Genomic DNA, 18,140 nt, shown 5'->3' with positions numbered 1-18,140 from the left:
TTAGATTTAGGAGAGATAATGAACAGATTAAAATTTATCCAAGTTAAACCGCACTTTTTATGGGTATTAACACTAACTGCTTGTATTTCTAGTCCACCTAATGCAACATTTGATAAACAGCAAGCCGCCAAAGCGCGAGTAGAATTGGCTATCGGTTATCTGTATCAACAAGAACTTGCTCAAGCAAAACTCAATTTGGATAAAGCACTAAGTTATGCGCCGGATTATTATCTTGTGCATTCCGCCTTTGCTTATTTTTATCAAAAGCAAGGTCTTGTCGAGCAAGCGAATCAATCTTATCTTAAGTCCATTGCGTTGAATAAAGAACAAGGCGATGTACGCAATAATTATGGTACATTCTTATGTGAACAAGGGCATTTTGAGCAGGCTTATGCCCAATTTCAACAAGCCTTAAATACCCCCAATTATTATCATCAAGCAGATACCTTTGAAAATTTTGCACTTTGTGCTTATGCTCAAAATAACCATATGATTTATCAAGAAAATTTATCTAAGCTTGAAAAAATATCTTCTGATCGAGCAATACAACTGAAAACTCGACTGAAATAACCGTTAATTTTGTCAATTATGGGCAATAACTGTTGCAAAAGCCCCTTTTCATCTTTAAACTTTAGCGGATCATTTTTTTACTAAAGTTAGCACTTTTTATGACAGAAACAGAACAACTAACAACAGAATTATCTGTAGGCGAGCAATTTCGTCAGGCTCGCGAGAAAATGGGGTTAAGTTTAGAGAATACAGCCAATAAAATTAATTTGCGTGTCAAAATTCTCGAATATATTGAAAATAATGAATTTTCCCACAAAAATATTCCTGCAACCTTTATGAAAGGGTATATCCGCACTTATGCCAAATTTCTAAAATTACCGGAAGACGTTTGGGGCGCGACCGTTGCTAATTTAGGGGATGCGACAAAGCATGACTTTAATCGAATTGCTCGTGTTGAACGTGTGACTAATCCACATTCTCATAGTCGCTGGGTCGGCTATTTTACCGCAGGTGTTGTTGCGGTGGTCATTGGTATGACGGTACTTTGGTGGTGGGAGAGCTATCAACAATCCAATACTGAACGTGATACTCTTGTGCAAAATTATACACCGGTGCAGGAAACAGCTTCTGATAACAGTACCACAATGACGGCATTAGTGCCTCCTGTTGTTGACGTGTCAAACCATATGGAAAGCATCACGCCTGTTTCGACACCGGCAGAGCCTTCGTCAACATCTGTTGATGAATCAGCGCCACAACCTGCAACAGAAACTGCAGCAGAAACGCAAACAACAGCAGAAAGCACGGTTGAAAATATACAAGAAAATCAGCCTGCAGCAAATGTTCAAGGTGATTTACACATTGAAGTGGTTACTGCCACAAGCTGGATCAGTGTAAAAGATGCAAATCGCAAAGTGTTGGCGCAAAAAGAATATAAAAAAGGTGATGTTTTATCTTTTGATAAAAGCGGTCCTTATTCCGTGATTATTGGCGCGCCAAGCAACGTTAAAATTACTTACAAAGGTGAAGATTATCCGCTGAAAGTGGATGGTCGCATTGCAAAATTTAAACTATAAGAATTCCAATGTCAGCATTTAAACCCACAATCAAACGTCGTGAATCGACAAAAATTTATGTAGGCAATGTACCAATCGGTGGCGATGCACCGATTGCGGTGCAATCTATGACTAATACGCGAACCACTGATGTGGAAGCAACCGTAGCACAAATTAAAGCACTTGAACGCGTGGGCGCAGATATTATTCGTGTTTCTGTGCCAACGATGGAAGCGGCAGAAGCTTTCAAATTGATCAAGCAACAAGCACGTGTGCCGTTGGTGGCAGATATTCATTTTGATTATCGTATTGCCTTGAAAGTTGCCGAATATGGTGTAGATTGCTTGCGCATCAACCCAGGAAATATTGGGCGTGAAGATCGCATTCGTGCTGTAGTGGATTGTGCCAAAGATAAGAATATTCCCATCCGAATTGGAATTAACGCAGGATCGTTAGAAAAGGATCTTCAAGAAAAATATGGTGAGCCAACCCCTGAAGCCTTGCTTGAAAGTGCATTGCGTCATGTAGAGATTTTGGACCGTTTGAACTTTGACCAATTTAAGGTCAGTGTCAAAGCTTCAGATGTATTTTTAGCGGTAGAAAGTTATCGTTTACTGGCTAAAGCCATTAAACAACCTTTGCATTTAGGTATTACTGAAGCAGGGGGCGCACGAGCCGGTGCAGTGAAAAGTGCGGTAGGTTTAGGCATGCTTTTAGCAGAAGGTATTGGCGATACATTACGCATATCTTTAGCCGCTGATCCAGTGGAAGAAGTGAAAGTTGGTTTTGATATTCTCAAATCATTACGTATTCGTTCTCGCGGTATTAATTTTATCGCCTGTCCAACTTGTTCTCGTCAAGAATTTGATGTCATAGGTACGGTGAATGCCCTTGAACAACGCCTTGAAGATATTATTACCCCAATGGACGTTTCAATTATTGGCTGTGTGGTTAACGGGCCTGGTGAAGCTTTGGTATCTGAGCTGGGGGTTACAGGCGGTAATAAGAAAAGCGGTTTTTATCTCAACGGCGAACGTCAAAAAGAACGTTTTGACAACGATGATATGATTAACCAATTAGAAGCTAAAATTCGCGCCAAAGTCGCAATGAAAGAACAACGCATTGACATTTCTCAAAGCGAATAACATTAATGAAAAAAGGATAAAGTGTGGCAAATATTATTAAAGCAATCCGCGGTATGAACGATACTTCACCCACAGAAACGCCATTGTGGCAATGGGTTGAAGGCAAAGTGCGGTCCGTTTTAGCCAATTATGGTTACTCAGAAGTGCGTATGCCGATTGTGGAAAGTACGCCATTATTCGCGCGGGCAATCGGCGAAGTGACGGACGTAGTTTCTAAAGAAATGTACACATTCTGGGATAATGATGAACAATTAACCTTACGTCCGGAAGGAACGGCAGGCTGTGTACGCGCGGCGATTGAAAATGGCTGGAGCTATAACAATGAGCAACGTTTATGGTATATGGGCCCAATGTTCCGCCACGAACGTCCACAAAAAGGACGTTATCGCCAATTCCACCAAGCCGGTGTAGAAATTTTCGGTATCAGCAATCCTGAAATTGACGCGGAATTGATTATTTTAACCGCACGTTTATGGAAAGAATTGGGCATCGATAAAGATGTTACCTTGCAATTAAACTCTATTGGCTCTCTTGAAGCGCGTGCTAATTACCGTTCGGCATTGGTAGATTTCTTACAAAATCACACCGCACTTTTAAGTGACGAAGAAAAAGAGCGTTTGGTGAAAAATCCACTACGTATTTTAGATACGAAAAATCCTGAGTTACAAAAAGTGTTAGATAATGCCCCGAAACTCTTGGATTATTTAGATGATGAAAGCCGTGAACATTTTGCACAGCTTTGTGCGTTGTTAGATGCAGTTGGTGTTCCTTATGAAATTAATCCGAAGTTAGTGCGCGGTTTAGACTATTACAACAAAACGGTATTTGAATGGGTAACGACCGCGTTAGGCGCGCAAGGCACAGTTTGTGGTGGCGGACGCTATGATGGCTTAGTGGAACAACTTGGCGGTCACGCCACGCCAGGAGTCGGTTTCGCTATGGGATTAGAACGTTTAGTGTTGCTTGTGCAAGAAGTAAATAAAAACATTACATTATCAAGTGCGGTGGATATTTACCTTGTTTTTGCCGGTGAGGGTACCACTGTGAAAGCATTTCAATTAGCGGAAAAACTTCGTTCAGAATTACCGCACTTACGCGTGATGACTCATTGCTCCGGCGGTAACTTCAAGAAGCAATTTAAACGTGCAGATAAAAGTGGCGCAAAATTTGCTCTTGTGATTGGAGAAAGTGAAGTACAAAATGAGCAAGTCGTGGTAAAAGATTTACTCGGCGGAGCAGAGCAACAAACCATTTCTGCAACTGATGTTGTGGCATATTTAAAGAACGCATTTTAAGGACTAAAAAATGGCATTAACAAGTTTTGAAGAACAAGAACTCAACGAACTAAAATCTTGGTGGCAAGACAACTATAAAACGATTATTGCAGTGGTGGTTTTATCATTAGCAGGCTCTTTTGGTTGGCGTTATTGGCAGGAGCACCAAGTGGCTAAAACCCAAGAAATTTCAGCCCAATACGATCAAATTATTTTAGGTAATCAGCCATCAGACGTGAAAAATTCAGAAATTGATGCTTTCGCAAAAGAACATAACAAAACCGCTTATGCCACTTTGGCATTATTTGAAAAAGCGAAACTGGCTGCTGAATCCAAAGATTATCAATTAGCCGCAACCTCATTGCAACAAGCAATGGTTGAAGCGCCTGATGATATTTTGGCTTCTTTAGCGGCACTACGTTTAGCCAGCGTACAACTGCAACTTAATGAAACAGATGCTGCATTGGCAACACTAAAGAATCAAGTAAAAGATGCTGCATTGGAAGCACGTAAGTTATTGTTAATCGGTGATATTCAAGCTGCAAAAGGTGATAAAACAGCAGCGAAAGCGAGTTATGAGCAAGCACAAAAAACAGCCTCGCCATTAGAGCAGGAATGGTTGCAAGTGCGGTTAAATAATTTGTAGTTTGGTATGTTAAAAAAGCTTGGGCTGAAAAAGAGCCCAAGCTTTTTTTATTGAAAGATAAACTTTTAGATTGGTAATATCAATTAAAGTAATCTACTTAGGCTTTTGCGTTTTTTATACAATTTCGGCAGAATAGCCTTAACTTTTATAGCAGATAGGAAACCGAATTATGACAAAACATTATGATTATTTAGCCATTGGCGGTGGTTCAGGTGGTATTGCGTCTATTAACCGCGCGGCGAGTTATGGCAAAAAATGTGCGATGATTGAAGCGAAACACTTAGGCGGAACTTGCGTAAATGTGGGCTGTGTGCCGAAGAAAGTGATGTTTTATGGCGCGCAAATTGCAGAAGCAATTAAGAGTTATGCGCCCGATTATGGTTTTGATGTCACGGTAAATCAATTTGATTTTGCGAAATTAGTGGAAAGCCGCCAAGCCTATATTGGTCGTATTCATACTTCTTATAACAATGTATTGGCGAAAAATAATGTGGATGTGTTAAATGGTTTTGCTAAATTTGTGGATGCGAAAACCGTGGAAGTGCATTATGCCGATGGTTCAACGGAGCAAGTGACAGCGGATCATATTTTGATTGCAACTGGTGGTCGTCCGAGTATTCCGAAGGTAAAAGGGGCGGAATATGGTATTGATTCCAATGGCGTTTTTGCCTTGACTGAATTGCCAAAACGCGTGGCTATTGTGGGTGCAGGTTATATTGCGGTGGAGCTGGCTGGGGTATTTAATAGCCTTGGCGTGGAGAGTCATTTATTTGTGCGTCAACATGCACCGTTGCGTAATCAAGATCCGTTAATCGTGGAAACTTTGCTTGAAGTCTTAGCACAAGATGGGATCCAACTGCATACTAAAGCCATTCCACAGGAAGTCGTAAAAAATGAGGATGGTTCTTTGACCTTAAAATTAGAAGATGGACGCGAAACCAACGTAGATTGCGTGGTTTGGGCAATTGGTCGTGAGCCTGCAACAGATGTGATTAACTTGGAAGCAACAGGCGTGGCAACCAATGAGCGCGGTTTTATCAAAGTGGATAAATTCCAAAATACCAATGTGGACGGTATTTATGCAGTAGGCGATATTATTGAAGGTGGTATTGAATTAACGCCGGTGGCAGTGGCAGCAGGTCGCCGTTTATCGGAACGTTTATTCAATAATAAACCTAATGAGCATTTGGATTACAATCTTGTTCCAACAGTGGTGTTCAGTCACCCGCCTATTGGTACTATTGGCTTAACAGAGCCGAAAGCCATTGAAATGTATGGCGCAGAAAATGTGAAGGTGTATAAATCTTCCTTTACTGCTATGTATACTGCCGTCACGCAACATCGTCAACCTTGCCGTATGAAGCTTGTTTGTGTCGGTCAGGACGAAAAAATTGTGGGCTTGCATGGTATTGGTTTTGGCGTGGACGAAATGATCCAAGGTTTTGCGGTAGCCATCAAAATGGGTGCAACCAAAGCAGATTTTGATAATACCGTGGCAATTCATCCAACAGGGTCGGAGGAATTTGTGACCATGCGTTAGTGCCGCTGTGTGTTAATTTAACTGCCGTTGTAACTTGGTGCAGCGGCTAATTTTGTGTATTCATTGACAATGTGTTCGTAATGTTTAAAATGCGTATGCAAAATAAATACCACCTCTAAGGGATAGAATATGAAAAAATTACTTTTTGTTTTAGGGTTAAGTATGTGGCTTGCTGCTTGTGGTGATGAAGTTAAGCCAACGGCACAGCTTACAAAAGAAGATAATGCGGCTGCTGTATCTGAAACAAAAACTGATGCAAAAGAGACGACAGAGCAAACGGCAGTCTCAGATGAAAAAAGTGCGGTGAAAAAACAAGAGATTTCGAAAACAGATTCCTTAGAAAAATCTGTTCAAAAGGAGACAGTGGCTCCGGCACCGAAACCATCTCAATTACCACAAAAAATGGTACAACGTAATCATGCACAAAATAATAAAATTGATAATGATGAGCTGTCAGCAGAAGAGCGTCGTGTTGGTGTGCAACCTAAGTCAACGTTAATCAACCCAAATAATGATGAATGTTATGGTGCTGAATTATCAGAAGAAGAGCGTCGTATTTATCAATGTCGTTAGAATGATCTCTTTATAATATAGCAGCTTCGGCTGCTATTTTTATTTTCCAATTCGAGGATTAATTTTAATGTTAAGTTGTGTAATATCAGGATATTGTTGTTGAATTAATTGAAGTAATTCCTGTTGGCAGAATAAAAAATTTTGACGAACCATCGCGTTTGCTACATCGATATTTAAACAGGTTTCATCAAAGTTCACAATTTGATATAAACCGTCAAATTGAGTAGGAAAAATTGCTTTAATCTTCAGATTTATCTCATTGATGAGCAAGCCTTTTTTCATCACATCGGCAAGGCTGGATGTTTCCAGTAAATCTTTAATATTCATCGCTTTTTGATAGCGTCTTATTTTTTTCATTCGCTTGGTTTCTTCGACATTTCCTAATATTTACTGCACATTCTAACGAATTTCCGCTATAATTCGACTAATTTTTTCACATTGATTAATGAGTTGATTTTGAATCAGGTTTATCATCGCACGACGCAAGGGCGTACGCATTTTTGGTCGCACATACTTTTTAGTATGATTGCGTTTTTTGCGTTGCCGAATCTGCAAGGCGTAGAACAGGCGGAGTTGTCACGTTTAGAATATCAAAATCAACCTCTGCAGATTCAGGTTGTTCGTTCTGCATTTGTTCAACAGCAGCAATTACAGCGAACACAATTTATTCGTCCGGCAGTCCAATGGGAAAAACAACCCCAAATTTTACCGCACTTTGTTACACAGATTTACGCAAAGCATGCGCCTATTCGCGGTAGTCCTTATTTTTCTTAATCATCTGAGATCTTAGACGGATCTTATTGCGCCACTTATTATTCATGGCAAGAAAGCCAAATAATAAGTATGTTGTTATTTATTGAAATAGAAAATTAAGAAAATCATTATGTTAAGAACTATTGTTACAAAAATCTTTGGTAGCCGTAACGAGCGTGTTTTACGCCGTTTAAATAAAGAAGTCAAAAAAATCAATGCATTAGAACCAACCTTTGAAGCGTTGACAGATGAAGAATTAAAAGCCAAAACAGCAGAATTTCGTGAGCGTTTGGCCAAAGGAGAAACGCTTGAGCAACTAATGCCTGAAGCTTTTGCTACGGTACGTGAAGCGAGTAAACGTGTGTTAGGCATGCGTCATTTTGATGTGCAATTAATTGGTGGGATGGTGTTGACCAATCGTTGTATCGCAGAAATGCGTACCGGGGAGGGGAAAACATTAACCGCAACCTTACCTTGTTATTTAAATGCCTTAACAGGAAAAGGGGTTCACGTTGTAACAGTGAATGATTACCTTGCGCGCCGCGATGCAGAAACTAACCGTCCGCTCTTTGAGTTCTTAGGCATGACCGTTGCAGTAAACGTACCGGGGTTGCCGCCTGAAGTGAAACGTGAAGCTTATAAAGCAGATATTACTTATGCGACAAATAGTGAGTTAGGTTTCGACTACTTGCGCGATAACTTGGCGCATAGTGCGCAAGATCGTTTCCAACGTCCGTTACATTATGCCTTAGTGGATGAAGTGGATTCCATTTTAATTGATGAAGCACGTACACCATTAATTATTTCAGGCCCTGCCGCAGACAGCTCAGAGCTTTATCTTGCAATCAATAAATTAATTCCAAATTTAGTTGAGCAAGAGAAAGAAGATAGCGATGAATTCCAAGGGGATGGCGACTATGCGTTAGACCTGAAAAACAAACAAGCGAACTTAACGGAACGTGGTTTAGAAAAATGTGAAAACTGGTTAATCGCTCAAGGTTTAATGGGCGAAAATGAAAGCTTATATTCACCGGCAAACTTAACCTTATTCCATCATATTACCGCGGCATTACGCGCCCACACCTTATTCCAAAAAGACGTGGATTATGTGGTAAAAGATGGCGAAGTGGTGATTGTTGATGAACATACAGGTCGTACAATGGCAGGTCGCCGTTGGTCAGATGGTTTACACCAAGCGATTGAAGCGAAAGAAGGGGTGAACATTCAATCTGAAAACCAAACTGTCGCTTCTATTACGTATCAAAACTATTTCCGTTTATACGAAAAATTAGCGGGGATGACAGGGACGGCGGATACAGAAGCCTTTGAATTCCAACAAATTTATGGTTTGGAAACTATCGTTATTCCAACTAACCGCCCGATGATTCGCGATGATCGTACTGACGTTATGTTTGAGAATGAACAATATAAATTTGATGCGATCATTGAAGACATTAAAGATTGTGTGGCACGAAATCAGCCTGTGTTAGTGGGGACTATCTCGATTGAAAAATCGGAAGCCTTGTCGGCAGCCTTGGATAAAGCGGGCATCAAGCATAGCGTATTAAATGCAAAATTCCACGCGCAAGAAGCGGAAATTGTTGCCAACGCCGGTTATCCCGGTGCGGTAACCATTGCCACCAATATGGCGGGGCGTGGTACGGATATTGTATTAGGCGGTAACTGGAAATCGGAAGTGGCGAAATTAGACAATCCAACGGAAGAGCAAATTACGGCCATTAAAGCGCAATGGCAAGAACGTCATGATACGGTGATGAAAGCCGGTGGTTTACATATTATCGGAACAGAACGTCATGAGTCACGCCGTATCGATAACCAGTTACGTGGTCGTTCAGGCCGTCAAGGTGACCCAGGTTCTTCACGTTTCTATTTGTCGTTAGATGATGCGTTAATGCGTATTTACTTGAACGAAGGCAAGTTAAATATGATGCGCCGTGCATTCAGCACCCCAGGCGAAGCGATGGAATCGAAACTATTGGCGAAAGTGATCGCACAAGCGCAAGCCAAAGTGGAAGCGCACAACTTTGATGGACGTAAAAACTTATTGCAATATGATGATGTAGCGAATGACCAACGTCATGCGATTTATGCACAACGTAATACATTACTTGATAACGAAGATATTTCAGAAACCATTGATGTCATTCGTCAAGATGTGTTTAACGCGGTGATTGATGAATATGTGCCACCACAATCTGTGGAAGAACAATGGAAAATCCCTGAGCTAGAAAACCGCTTACGTAGCGATTTTGCGCTTGATTTACCGATTGCGCATTGGTTAGAAGAAGATAAAAACTTCCATGAAGATCATTTACGCGAGCGCATTATTGAAATAGCGACAGAAGAATATCGTAAAAAAGAAGCCTTAGCCGGTGCGGAAACCTTAAGACGTTTTGAAAAAGACATTATGTTGCAAACCCTTGATGAGCTATGGAAAGAGCATTTGAGTGCGATGGATTATCTACGCCAAGGGATTCATTTACGTGGCTATGCACAAAAAGATCCGAAACAAGAGTATAAACGCGAATCTTTCGAGATGTTCACCAATATGCTTGATGCCTTGAAACTGAATGTTATTCGTATTTTAAGCCGAGTACAGGTTCGTTCAGCAGACGAAGTGGAGCAAGTTGAACAAGCGTACCAAGAAAAGGCACAACGTCAGGCGCAAGCCATGGAATATAATGGTCAAACGGAAGCGACCAATGAAGATGTTGCGATGGCTGAAAGTGAGCGTAAAATCGGACGCAATGAACCTTGTCCTTGTGGTTCGGGTAAGAAATATAAACATTGCCACGGTAATCGTGCGAATTATTAACCCTTTAATGTGCGGTCTTTTTTGACCGCACTTTTTGTTTTCACCTAGATAGTTCAATAAACGATGAATACAAAGAAAGTGATACATGTTGCAGCAGGCATTATTCGTAATGAATTTGGTCAAATTTATTTAACCCAACGATTAGAAGGACAAGATTTTGCTCAATCTCTCGAGTTCCCCGGTGGAAAAGTGGATGCAGGTGAAACCCCCGAAGATGCATTGAAACGAGAGTTAGAAGAAGAAATCGGGATCCATGTATTAAGTGCGGTGCTGTATGAGCAGTTTTTGTTTGAATATCCAAACAAAGTGTTGTATTTCCATTTTTATCTTGTGGAAGAATGGTTGGGTGAACCTTTTGGACGAGAAGGGCAAGAGGGATTTTGGTTGGATCAAAAGGAATTGGATGCAGGACAATTTCCGCCGGCAAATGCCAAATTAATTCAGCGCTTGCTGGCAGAAACGCGCTAACCTATCGGTTTTCTCTTTCCCATTTCTTCGCAATATAGCTACAAGTTGGATGAAGATTGAGCCGGTTGTCTTTTACAAATTGACGTAAAGCTTGATAAAGTTTATCGGCAACGCCCTGACCACGTAGGGTTTCTGATACATAGGTATGATTAGCGTTAATGGTGTTGGTGTTTTCAAAAAAATAAGTGAGTTCTGCGATTTTGTCGCCCTGTGCATTTAATAGAAAAAACTCACCTTGTTCGTTATTTTGTTGATGTTGAATCTTCATTTTGTCTTCCTTAACGACTAGTCCAATCCTCAGAAAATTCTGGATTGCTGGCAAAATCAGCGGTTTCACAAGGAATCGCTTTTTCTTCATCAGCCCATTCACCCAAATCAATTAATTGGCAGCGTTTACTACAAAAAGGGCGAAATGGACTCTCTGCTGACCAAATTACTGATTTCTTACAAGTTGGGCAGGCTACAGTAAAGGTTTCTGTCATCATTTTTCCTTGGCAAGATCTAAATAAGTGCGGTGTAATTTTAGCACATTTTCTCGTAATCCCTCTGTATTTTCTGTTTGTTCAGCATCATTATTAATGACATCATCGGCATAGCTTAATCGCGTTTCACGACTGACTTGAGCATTCATAATTTCTTGAATTAATTGTATATTGTTATTGTCTCGACGGCTGGCCCGAATTAATTGCGTTTCCGCTTTCACATCCACAACTAATACGCGATGACAAAGTTCACATAAGTTATTTTCAATTAACAATGGCACCACAAATAACACATAAGGCGCACTTTGCGCTTGTAATTGTGCAATCATTTCTGTCCGAATTGCAGGATGCAAAAGTCCATTAAGCCAACTTCTTTCTGCTTCATTCTGGAACACTAATTCACGCAATGTGGCACGATTAAGTTCACCTTTTTCTGTTAGCACTTGTTCGCCAAAATGAGCAGCAATTTGTGTCAATAACGGAGAACCTTTTTCGACAACTTGGCGGGCTACAATATCCGCATCCACAATGGGCACACCGAGATCTGCAAATAAATTTGCCACAGTACTTTTGCCGCTACCAATGCCACCTGTTAATCCAACAACATAACTCATAATTTATCCTTCAATATTTATATTGCTTATCCTATCACAAAGGCAAGGATAGCCCCAAGGTTCAGAAAGGGGGCAAAAGGAATAATTTTGGTGCGACTAATGAGGGCATAGCCTAGGGCAAGAATACAGGAAAGAAAAATAAAAAGAGGGAGAAGTTGCCAAGGTAAAAAACTGCTTAAGGCAGCAATTAACCAATAATCTCCGCGACCAAAGGCTTCTTTCCGGTAATACCATGTTGAGACATGAAAAATGCCCCAAAAAAGCACAAAGCCTATGCCGGCAGAAAAAAGGCTTTGTTCCAAGGTGGGTGAAATAACCTGATAATAAGCTAAGCCCAATCCCATACAAAGTAAAAACTGACATAAGGCTGGGGAAATTAATTGGTAATGCCAGTCAATGAGAGCAATCACAAACAGTAATATTAATACGGCACTCATAATGATCGCGAAGATAGGGTGATTGATAATCATATCATTGATAACAAATATCGCACCGGCAGTTAAAAAACTCAGCCATTTTTTACCGCACTTAATGGGTTTTAACACCGAGCATTGAGGTGAAAAGTGCGGTGGATTTTCAGGGAAAACTTCACAATAGCTATTATAAATATCTTGTGAGAGCTGTTGGGCAAAATGTGTGACATAATGATGGGCAATCCACCCCATTATCCCACAGAATCCAAAACATAGAAGATAAATCATTGAATTAGCGATCCCATGTTAAAAATAGGTAAATACATCCCGAGCATGATTAAGCCGATAAGTCCGCCAATAATGACCATTAACAAAGGTTCGAGCATTTGGGATAGTAGATCAATGTGGTGATCTAATTGCTGTTGATAAGTGTCTGCAATATGTTTGAGCATTTGGTTTAACTGTCCTGATTGCTCCCCCACCTGTAACATTTGTTGGGCTTGCATGGGAAATAGGCCCGACCCTACACTGGTAGAAAAGGCATAGCCTTGCGTAATCCACTGCAACATGGCTTCGACTTCTTGAATCAAAATAGGATCGCCTTGCCAAGGTGTTTTGGTTTGCCAACTTTTCTTTTGGGGTAAAAAAGATTGTAACGCTTGAGTGAGCGGAATCCCTGATTGCAACATTAATTGTAAGTTACGACAAAAACGAATTAAGCGTGCCAACGCGGTAATATTACCTAGAATAGGCAGGCTGTAAATTAGGTTTGCTTTGTAGAGGTTCAGCTGAGCGGAATGACGTAGTTGATATTTGAATGTGATAAGCGTGATTGTCATTAGGATAACCAATAGCCAAAAATAATGCTGTAGACCATGGGATAAGCTGAGTAAAATCAGGGTGAAAGTTGGCAGTTGAGCCTGATTATTGCCATACATTTCTGCAAATTGTGGCACCACAAAGATTAATAAAAGTATAGTCAATATGAATGAGATAGCTAAAACCATCACAGGATAGAGCAAGATTTTCTGGATTTTACGTTGCAATGCGAGAGCTTGTTGTTTATGGCCGGCAATTTGCGTACACACTGTAGCCAATTTACCGGTCATTTCTCCGACTTTAATTAATTGATACTCTTGTGCTGTTAAAAATAAGGCTTGGCGTTCTAGGGTTTGTGAAAAAGATAACCCACGCTCAATATCTGCAATACAATGACGTAACCATTGATTCAGGGAAATATTGGTGCAATTTTGTAACAAAATGTGCAAGGCATTTTTTAGAGGAACTGTTGCGTTGAGTAGCGTGGCTAACTGTTGTAACAGATCGCAAACTTCGGCGTTTTTCGGTTTTGTTGAAAGTTGCCAATTTTGTTGCAGGTGAATTTGTTGCAAACCACGCTTAAACAATTCTTGTTTTGCTTGTGTTTCATCTTCTGCCACCAACATGCCTTTTTGCCGTTGATTTAGTCGGTTTCTTCCTTTCCAGCGATAGCATTTTAATGTCATGACTCACTTCCTAAAACACGTTGAATTTCAGCTAAGTCTGTTGTGTGATCGGCGACTTTGTTCAGGGCTGCTTGATAAAGAGAGGGGTAGTCAGTGTGAAAATGTCCCTCTTGATTGCGCTGTAAGAATTGATAAATACCGATACGTCCTTTGTAACCTTGATGACAGTCACAGAAACTTTCCATTTTTTCACCGCACTTTTGACAACGTTTTCTCACCAAGCGTTGCGCAATAACTAAGAGCAAAGCATTGTCAATTTCATGCTGTTGAATACCTAATTGCAATAGGCGGGAAATGGCAGATTGTGCATCATTGGTGTGTAAGGTGGATAATACTAGATGCCCTGTTTGCGCCGCACGTAATGCCATAATCGCGCTTTCTTCATCACGAATTTCCCCAAGCATAATGATATCGGGATCTTGACGTAAAAATGTACGAAGTAACCGACTGAAATCTAATCCGATTTGTGGGTTTACTTGAGTTTGAATAATGCCGGCTAACTCAATCTCAATGGGATCTTCCGCGGTCATAATGTGTTTGTCGGGCGTATTGAGATAAGAAAGTGCGGTGTAAAGGGAAATACTTTTGCCGCTACCTGTAGGGCCTGTCACTAAAATTAATCCTTGCGGTTGCATTAATGCCCATTGAAATGTTTGCTGTTGTTGGGGTGTCATGCCCAAATCCGCAAAGGCGAATGTGACAGGTTTATTTTGTTGAACCCGTAGTACAATTTTTTCACCTAGCGGTGTGGGCAAGGTGGAAAGGCGAAAATCTAACACATCAGAAAATGTGGTTTTAAAATGAAATCGGCCATCTTGTGGTAACCTTGTTTCCGCAATATCCAGTTTCGCCAGTAATTTTAAACGTGAAATGATGCGCTGAGACAATGCCGGTGAAATGGGGGATTGCGTTTGCAATACACCATCAATACGAAATCTAACCTGTAACTGCGAGGCTTGGGGTTCAAAATGAATGTCCGATGCCTGTTGTTGTAAGGCTTGTTCAAAGATATGATCTAACAACTGAATAACAGGTTCATCGGTTTTTTGTGCGATTTCTGCGTCTGTATTTTGCTCAATATGATAGAAAACAGGGTTTTCTTCCACTTGATATGTCTGTGGCGCAAGGGATTGCAGCTGTTTTTTTAATTCTGCCGTAGATAGCAACACGGGCTCAACGGTTTTTCCCACGAGAAAGGAAAAGGTATCACAGGCGGAAATATTGGTTAAGCTGTCTATGCCAAGCCAAAGCGTTTGTTCCGTCTCTTTTAAGGGCAAGGCAAAATAGCGGATCAACAGATGTTGTTGATCCTGATTTTTCGCCCATAAGTGCGGTGAAATTTCCATTTGTTTTCCGTCAGCGGTTGTAGCGATCGGCATGGCATTATCCTGTATAAACAATTGAGAATAAAAAAACAGCGGTAAAAATGAGTTACCCTAATGCGTTCCCCAAAAAATCAGTTACAAAAACCTGATGGGAAAATACTGGAATCAGGGGTACATACCGTTGCCCAAGTGACGCCGCTTGAAGCATTTCCGCTTGCCGTTAAGGTATAGCTTACGCCATCAAGAGAGCCTTTCCCTTTTACCGTGACCACGCCAGCCGCTACATTGACGCTGGCGACATATTTCCCTAAACCGGTGTTGTTGGCTTGAATACCATTGCTGCCCGCGGTACAGTTGGTGGCAGCGCCCGTGTTATAAACACAAAGTTCGACTTCGGAACGATAAGGCGCGGATGCCTGTAATAGTTCGGAAATCGCCGCTTTTTTGGTGTAGTTTTGATAAGACGGAATGGCAATGGTGGCGAGAATAGCCACAATGGCGATAACAATCATTAATTCAATCAAGGTAAAGCCTTTGCGTATATTGAAGGTTAATGAAGTGCGGTTAAATTTCATGGTGTTTTCCTTTTTATGATAAATGGTGGGCGCACTTTGAAATAAAGTGTAAATCCTGTCAAAATAACGCTTTCAATTTTGGAATGAAGATCACAAAAATAAGTATTATGCCGACAAAAACATTGCCTAAAATTCGTCATGGTTGGTTAGAAACGGTGCGAAAAGTTCCGTCTCCCCATTTTGATCCGCGACCGGATAAACAAGATATTTCCTTACTCGTTATTCATTACATTAGTTTGCCGCCTGAAGAATTTGGCGGTGGATTTATTGACGATTTTTTTCAAGGCAAATTAGATCCTACGCAACACCCTTATTTTGAAGAAATTTATCAAATTCGGGTCTCTGCCCATTGTTTAATTGAACGGGATGGGCGTGTGACGCAATATGTGAATTTTAATGACCGCGCTTGGCATGCTGGTTTATCTTCTTTTGAAGGGCGTGAAAAATGCAATGATTTTGCCATTGGCATTGAATTAGAAGGTAGCAATGAACAACCTTTCACGGCGGCGCAATATGATGCATTGGTCGCCTTAACCCAAGTTATCCAAGCGGCTTATCCTAATATTACGAAAGAACGTATTGTGGGGCATTGTGATATTTCCCCCGGGCGAAAAATTGATCCGGGGCAGTATTTTGATTGGGCGCGTTATTTATCTGCGTTGGAATAGATGATAAACAGAAATTCGTTAATAAGACATCGAGATGCCGTTTGGTGAGCCTGTCGTTCTGGCGGCATACAGCTTCCGTTTTGAAAACTCAGAGAACCTCTGGTGTAACGAGTCGGGAGCGTTGAACTTCTGAGTTCAAATCGGTAGATTCAACCCCCAATTGCAACACTCGCTTAATATACTTTAACATTCAGCACTCATTTCTCTTCGTTTTTCACTTCATTCCACAAAACATCCATTTCTACCAATGAACTTTGTTCTACGCTTTTTCCCTGTTCCGCTAATTTTTGTTCCACTTGGCGAAAACGGCGTTCAAATTTATGGTTTGCTTGACGTAGGCTTTCTTCCGCATTGACCTTTAAATGCCGTGCCAGATTGACTGTAGCAAATAAGAAGTCACCCATTTCTTCCGCCACTTTTTCCTGTACTAAGTGCGGTCGATTTAATTCTTGTTTGATTTCTGCTAATTCTTCTTCTACTTTGGCAATCACATCGGAGAGATTATCCCAATCAAATCCTACCTTGGCGCATTTTTTCTGTAATTTTTCTGCGCGCATGAGTGCAGGGAACGCTTGTGGTACATCCGCTAAAATAGAGTGATTCTCAGGATTGTTTTTTTCTTGCGCTTTAATGCTATTCCAACGCGCAAGGGCTTCTTCTTCATTGCCGGCTTTTATATCGCCAAACACATGGGGATGGCGGCGTACGATTTTTTCCGCCACATCATTGACCACATCATCAAAGGTAAAACTACCGTCTTCAGTGGCGAGTTGGCTGAAAAACACCACTTGCAACAATAAATCACCTAATTCTTCGCGCAAATTGGTTTTGTCATTTTTTTCAATGGCATCAATCACTTCATAGGTTTCTTCTGTTAAACAAGGGATCATGGAGTGGTAAGTTTGTTTTAGATCCCAGGGGCAACCACCGTTAGGGTTGCGAAGTTGGGCGATGAGTTTGATAAAATCTTGAATATGGTATGACATTGTTTTTTCTCGCATAAAGGCTAAGTGCGGTCAGTTTAGGACGCAAATAAAAATAATTCAATAAATTTTCTGAAATGTGATCTAGTTCAAATTTTTTTCATTATCAGGGTGATATTATACAGACAACAAAAAAGGACAACCTAATCAGATAAGGAGTAGATTATGTATAAACATGTTCTAGTTGCAGTGGATCTTTCAGATGAAAGTGAAGTTTTATTGAAAAAAGCAGTTGGTGTGGCGCAGCGTCACGGGGCGAAACTTTCAATTATCCACGTGGATGTCAACTTCTCCGATCTCTACACAGGTTTAATTGATGTCAATATGTCGTCCATGCAAGATCGCATTTCAAGCGAAACGCAACAGGCTTTAGTTCAACTTTCAGAAAATGCGGGTTATCCGATTTCTGAAAAATTAAGTGGTAGTGGTGATTTAGGACAAGTGCTTTCGGATGCTATTGAGCAATATGATGTGGACTTGCTTGTAACTGGCCACCATCAAGATTTTTGGAGTAAACTAATGTCTTCAACACGTCAAGTGATGAATACGATAAAAATTGATATGCTCGTGGTACCGCTTCGTGATGAATAGATAAAATTTCATCAATAAACGACTTAAAAATAAACCGCGCTTTCGTCCTAAAGTCGATAGTGCGGTTTGATTTTTGAAGAAATCTAAAAAAATCCCTGAGAAAATAGGGCTAGGTCGTTCTATAAATAAAAAAAATATGTCAAAATAAACCGTTTTTAGAAATAAAAAAATTGTTAGGTTTACA

Annotated in this window: 21 protein-coding genes; 12 read left to right on the top strand and 9 right to left on the bottom strand. The window is 40.7% G+C overall.

Going from position 1 to position 18,140, the window contains the following annotated elements; genetic code table 11:
• Positions 1-18 precede the first annotated feature (18 nt).
• The 7 genes from pilW (at position 19) to Q0O89_RS04045 (ending at position 6,743) form a co-directional block, all read left to right on the top strand.
• Positions 19-570, top strand: coding sequence for a type IV pilus biogenesis/stability protein PilW (pilW, locus tag Q0O89_RS04075; protein WP_293730436.1), 552 nt, complete (start codon positions 19-21; stop codon positions 568-570).
• A 98-nt stretch (positions 571-668) separates the two neighbouring features.
• The gene (locus Q0O89_RS04070) at positions 669-1,586 is read left to right on the top strand and encodes a RodZ family helix-turn-helix domain-containing protein (RefSeq protein WP_293730435.1); all 918 of its coding nucleotides are present in this window, start codon (positions 669-671) and stop codon (positions 1,584-1,586) included.
• Between the two features lie 8 nt (positions 1,587-1,594).
• On the top strand, positions 1,595-2,710 hold the full coding sequence (gene ispG, locus Q0O89_RS04065) for a flavodoxin-dependent (E)-4-hydroxy-3-methylbut-2-enyl-diphosphate synthase (protein ID WP_293730434.1): 1,116 nt from the start codon (positions 1,595-1,597) through the stop codon (positions 2,708-2,710).
• Between the two features lie 23 nt (positions 2,711-2,733).
• The gene (gene hisS / locus Q0O89_RS04060; protein WP_293730433.1) at positions 2,734-4,005 is read left to right on the top strand and encodes a histidine--tRNA ligase; all 1,272 of its coding nucleotides are present in this window, start codon (positions 2,734-2,736) and stop codon (positions 4,003-4,005) included.
• Between the two features lie 10 nt (positions 4,006-4,015).
• Entirely contained in the window at positions 4,016-4,630 is a 615-nt protein-coding gene (locus Q0O89_RS04055) for a tetratricopeptide repeat protein (RefSeq protein ID WP_293730431.1), read from the top strand.
• A gap of 169 nt (positions 4,631-4,799) precedes the next feature.
• Positions 4,800-6,170, top strand: a complete 1,371-nt coding sequence (gorA, locus tag Q0O89_RS04050; protein ID WP_293730430.1) for a glutathione-disulfide reductase — start codon at positions 4,800-4,802, stop codon at positions 6,168-6,170.
• Between the two features lie 129 nt (positions 6,171-6,299).
• Positions 6,300-6,743, top strand: a complete 444-nt coding sequence (locus Q0O89_RS04045) for a hypothetical protein (protein WP_293730429.1) — start codon at positions 6,300-6,302, stop codon at positions 6,741-6,743.
• Between the two features lie 39 nt (positions 6,744-6,782).
• On the opposite strand, the gene Q0O89_RS04040 is transcribed toward Q0O89_RS04045, so the two are convergent.
• Positions 6,783-7,100 carry a DciA family protein gene (locus Q0O89_RS04040; protein WP_293730427.1) on the bottom strand — a complete coding sequence of 106 codons (318 nt, stop codon included), beginning with the start codon at positions 7,098-7,100 and terminating at the stop codon, positions 6,783-6,785.
• An 81-nt stretch (positions 7,101-7,181) separates the two neighbouring features.
• Here Q0O89_RS04040 and secM point away from each other — a divergent pair, with 81 nt between their 5' ends.
• The 3 genes from secM (at position 7,182) to mutT (ending at position 10,800) form a co-directional block, all read left to right on the top strand.
• Complete coding sequence (gene secM / locus Q0O89_RS04035; protein WP_366516015.1) at positions 7,182-7,517, top strand: secA translation cis-regulator SecM; 336 nt, start codon at positions 7,182-7,184, stop codon at positions 7,515-7,517.
• Positions 7,518-7,626: 109 nt separating this feature from the next.
• A complete protein-coding gene (gene secA / locus Q0O89_RS04030; RefSeq protein WP_293730425.1) occupies positions 7,627-10,332 on the top strand; it encodes a preprotein translocase subunit SecA in 2,706 nt (901 codons plus the stop codon).
• 63 nt (positions 10,333-10,395) lie between these two features.
• Positions 10,396-10,800: an 8-oxo-dGTP diphosphatase MutT gene (gene mutT / locus Q0O89_RS04025; RefSeq protein ID WP_293730424.1), complete on the top strand. Its 405-nt coding sequence runs from the start codon at positions 10,396-10,398 to the stop codon at positions 10,798-10,800.
• A gap of 1 nt (position 10,801) precedes the next feature.
• On the opposite strand, the gene Q0O89_RS04020 is transcribed toward mutT, so the two are convergent.
• The 7 genes from Q0O89_RS04020 to ppdD all read right to left on the bottom strand — a co-directional run bounded on the left by Q0O89_RS04020 (position 10,802) and on the right by ppdD (position 15,714).
• Entirely contained in the window at positions 10,802-11,068 is a 267-nt protein-coding gene (locus Q0O89_RS04020) for a GNAT family N-acetyltransferase (RefSeq protein WP_293730423.1), read from the bottom strand.
• A 10-nt stretch (positions 11,069-11,078) separates the two neighbouring features.
• Positions 11,079-11,285, bottom strand: a complete 207-nt coding sequence (gene yacG, locus Q0O89_RS04015; RefSeq protein ID WP_293730422.1) for a DNA gyrase inhibitor YacG — start codon at positions 11,283-11,285, stop codon at positions 11,079-11,081.
• Positions 11,282-11,896: a dephospho-CoA kinase gene (coaE, locus tag Q0O89_RS04010; RefSeq protein WP_293730421.1), complete on the bottom strand. Its 615-nt coding sequence runs from the start codon at positions 11,894-11,896 to the stop codon at positions 11,282-11,284. The genes yacG and coaE overlap by 4 nt, the downstream gene beginning before the upstream one ends.
• 26 nt (positions 11,897-11,922) lie before the next feature.
• The gene (locus Q0O89_RS04005; protein ID WP_293730420.1) at positions 11,923-12,561 is read right to left on the bottom strand and encodes an A24 family peptidase; all 639 of its coding nucleotides are present in this window, start codon (positions 12,559-12,561) and stop codon (positions 11,923-11,925) included.
• A gap of 32 nt (positions 12,562-12,593) precedes the next feature.
• Complete coding sequence (locus tag Q0O89_RS04000; RefSeq protein WP_293730419.1) at positions 12,594-13,814, bottom strand: type II secretion system F family protein; 1,221 nt, start codon at positions 13,812-13,814, stop codon at positions 12,594-12,596.
• On the bottom strand, positions 13,811-15,193 hold the full coding sequence (locus Q0O89_RS03995; protein ID WP_293730418.1) for a GspE/PulE family protein: 1,383 nt from the start codon (positions 15,191-15,193) through the stop codon (positions 13,811-13,813). Before Q0O89_RS03995 ends, Q0O89_RS04000 begins: the two co-directional genes overlap by 4 nt.
• 77 nt (positions 15,194-15,270) lie before the next feature.
• On the bottom strand, positions 15,271-15,714 hold the full coding sequence (ppdD, locus tag Q0O89_RS03990; protein WP_135710720.1) for a prepilin peptidase-dependent pilin: 444 nt from the start codon (positions 15,712-15,714) through the stop codon (positions 15,271-15,273).
• A gap of 107 nt (positions 15,715-15,821) precedes the next feature.
• Between ppdD and ampD the strand changes: the two genes are divergently transcribed.
• Positions 15,822-16,382 (top strand): 1,6-anhydro-N-acetylmuramyl-L-alanine amidase AmpD, encoded by a 561-nt coding sequence (gene ampD / locus Q0O89_RS03985; protein WP_293730417.1) that lies wholly within the window; start codon positions 15,822-15,824, stop codon positions 16,380-16,382.
• Positions 16,383-16,579: 197 nt separating this feature from the next.
• Here ampD and mazG read toward each other — a convergent pair whose 3' ends face one another.
• Positions 16,580-17,368, bottom strand: a complete 789-nt coding sequence (mazG, locus tag Q0O89_RS03980; RefSeq protein WP_293730416.1) for a nucleoside triphosphate pyrophosphohydrolase — start codon at positions 17,366-17,368, stop codon at positions 16,580-16,582.
• A 162-nt stretch (positions 17,369-17,530) separates the two neighbouring features.
• On the opposite strand from mazG, the gene uspA reads away from it, so the two are divergent.
• A complete protein-coding gene (gene uspA / locus Q0O89_RS03975) occupies positions 17,531-17,956 on the top strand; it encodes a universal stress protein UspA (RefSeq protein WP_135710723.1) in 426 nt (141 codons plus the stop codon).
• The last annotated feature ends 184 nt before the right edge of the window (positions 17,957-18,140 follow it).

Source organism: uncultured Actinobacillus sp., assembly GCF_945915845.1.
Taxonomy (GTDB): Bacteria; Pseudomonadota; Gammaproteobacteria; order Enterobacterales; family Pasteurellaceae; genus Exercitatus.
Note: the sequence above shows the minus strand (reverse complement) of the source record. Positions and strands in the feature narration are given on the sequence as shown.

Excerpts from the sequence above, each read along its gene's own strand:
- pilW (WP_293730436.1), top strand. The coding sequence starts at position 19 with ATGAACAGATTAAAATTTATCCAAGTTAAACCGCACTTTTTATGGGTA.
- Q0O89_RS04070 (WP_293730435.1), top strand. The coding sequence starts at position 669 with ATGACAGAAACAGAACAACTAACAACAGAATTATCTGTAGGCGAGCAA.
- ispG (WP_293730434.1), top strand. The coding sequence starts at position 1,595 with ATGTCAGCATTTAAACCCACAATCAAACGTCGTGAATCGACAAAAATT.
- Q0O89_RS04055 (WP_293730431.1), top strand. The coding sequence starts at position 4,016 with ATGGCATTAACAAGTTTTGAAGAACAAGAACTCAACGAACTAAAATCT.
- gorA (WP_293730430.1), top strand. The coding sequence starts at position 4,800 with ATGACAAAACATTATGATTATTTAGCCATTGGCGGTGGTTCAGGTGGT.
- Q0O89_RS04045 (WP_293730429.1), top strand. The coding sequence starts at position 6,300 with ATGAAAAAATTACTTTTTGTTTTAGGGTTAAGTATGTGGCTTGCTGCT.
- Q0O89_RS04040 (WP_293730427.1), bottom strand. The coding sequence starts at position 7,100 with ATGAAAAAAATAAGACGCTATCAAAAAGCGATGAATATTAAAGATTTA.
- secA (WP_293730425.1), top strand. The coding sequence starts at position 7,627 with ATGTTAAGAACTATTGTTACAAAAATCTTTGGTAGCCGTAACGAGCGT.
- mutT (WP_293730424.1), top strand. The coding sequence starts at position 10,396 with ATGAATACAAAGAAAGTGATACATGTTGCAGCAGGCATTATTCGTAAT.
- Q0O89_RS04020 (WP_293730423.1), bottom strand. The coding sequence starts at position 11,068 with ATGAAGATTCAACATCAACAAAATAACGAACAAGGTGAGTTTTTTCTA.
- yacG (WP_293730422.1), bottom strand. The coding sequence starts at position 11,285 with ATGATGACAGAAACCTTTACTGTAGCCTGCCCAACTTGTAAGAAATCA.
- coaE (WP_293730421.1), bottom strand. The coding sequence starts at position 11,896 with ATGAGTTATGTTGTTGGATTAACAGGTGGCATTGGTAGCGGCAAAAGT.
- Q0O89_RS04005 (WP_293730420.1), bottom strand. The coding sequence starts at position 12,561 with ATGGGGTGGATTGCCCATCATTATGTCACACATTTTGCCCAACAGCTC.
- Q0O89_RS04000 (WP_293730419.1), bottom strand. The coding sequence starts at position 13,814 with ATGACATTAAAATGCTATCGCTGGAAAGGAAGAAACCGACTAAATCAA.
- Q0O89_RS03995 (WP_293730418.1), bottom strand. The coding sequence starts at position 15,193 with ATGCCGATCGCTACAACCGCTGACGGAAAACAAATGGAAATTTCACCG.
- ppdD (WP_135710720.1), bottom strand. The coding sequence starts at position 15,714 with ATGAAATTTAACCGCACTTCATTAACCTTCAATATACGCAAAGGCTTT.
- ampD (WP_293730417.1), top strand. The coding sequence starts at position 15,822 with ATGCCGACAAAAACATTGCCTAAAATTCGTCATGGTTGGTTAGAAACG.
- mazG (WP_293730416.1), bottom strand. The coding sequence starts at position 17,368 with ATGTCATACCATATTCAAGATTTTATCAAACTCATCGCCCAACTTCGC.
- uspA (WP_135710723.1), top strand. The coding sequence starts at position 17,531 with ATGTATAAACATGTTCTAGTTGCAGTGGATCTTTCAGATGAAAGTGAA.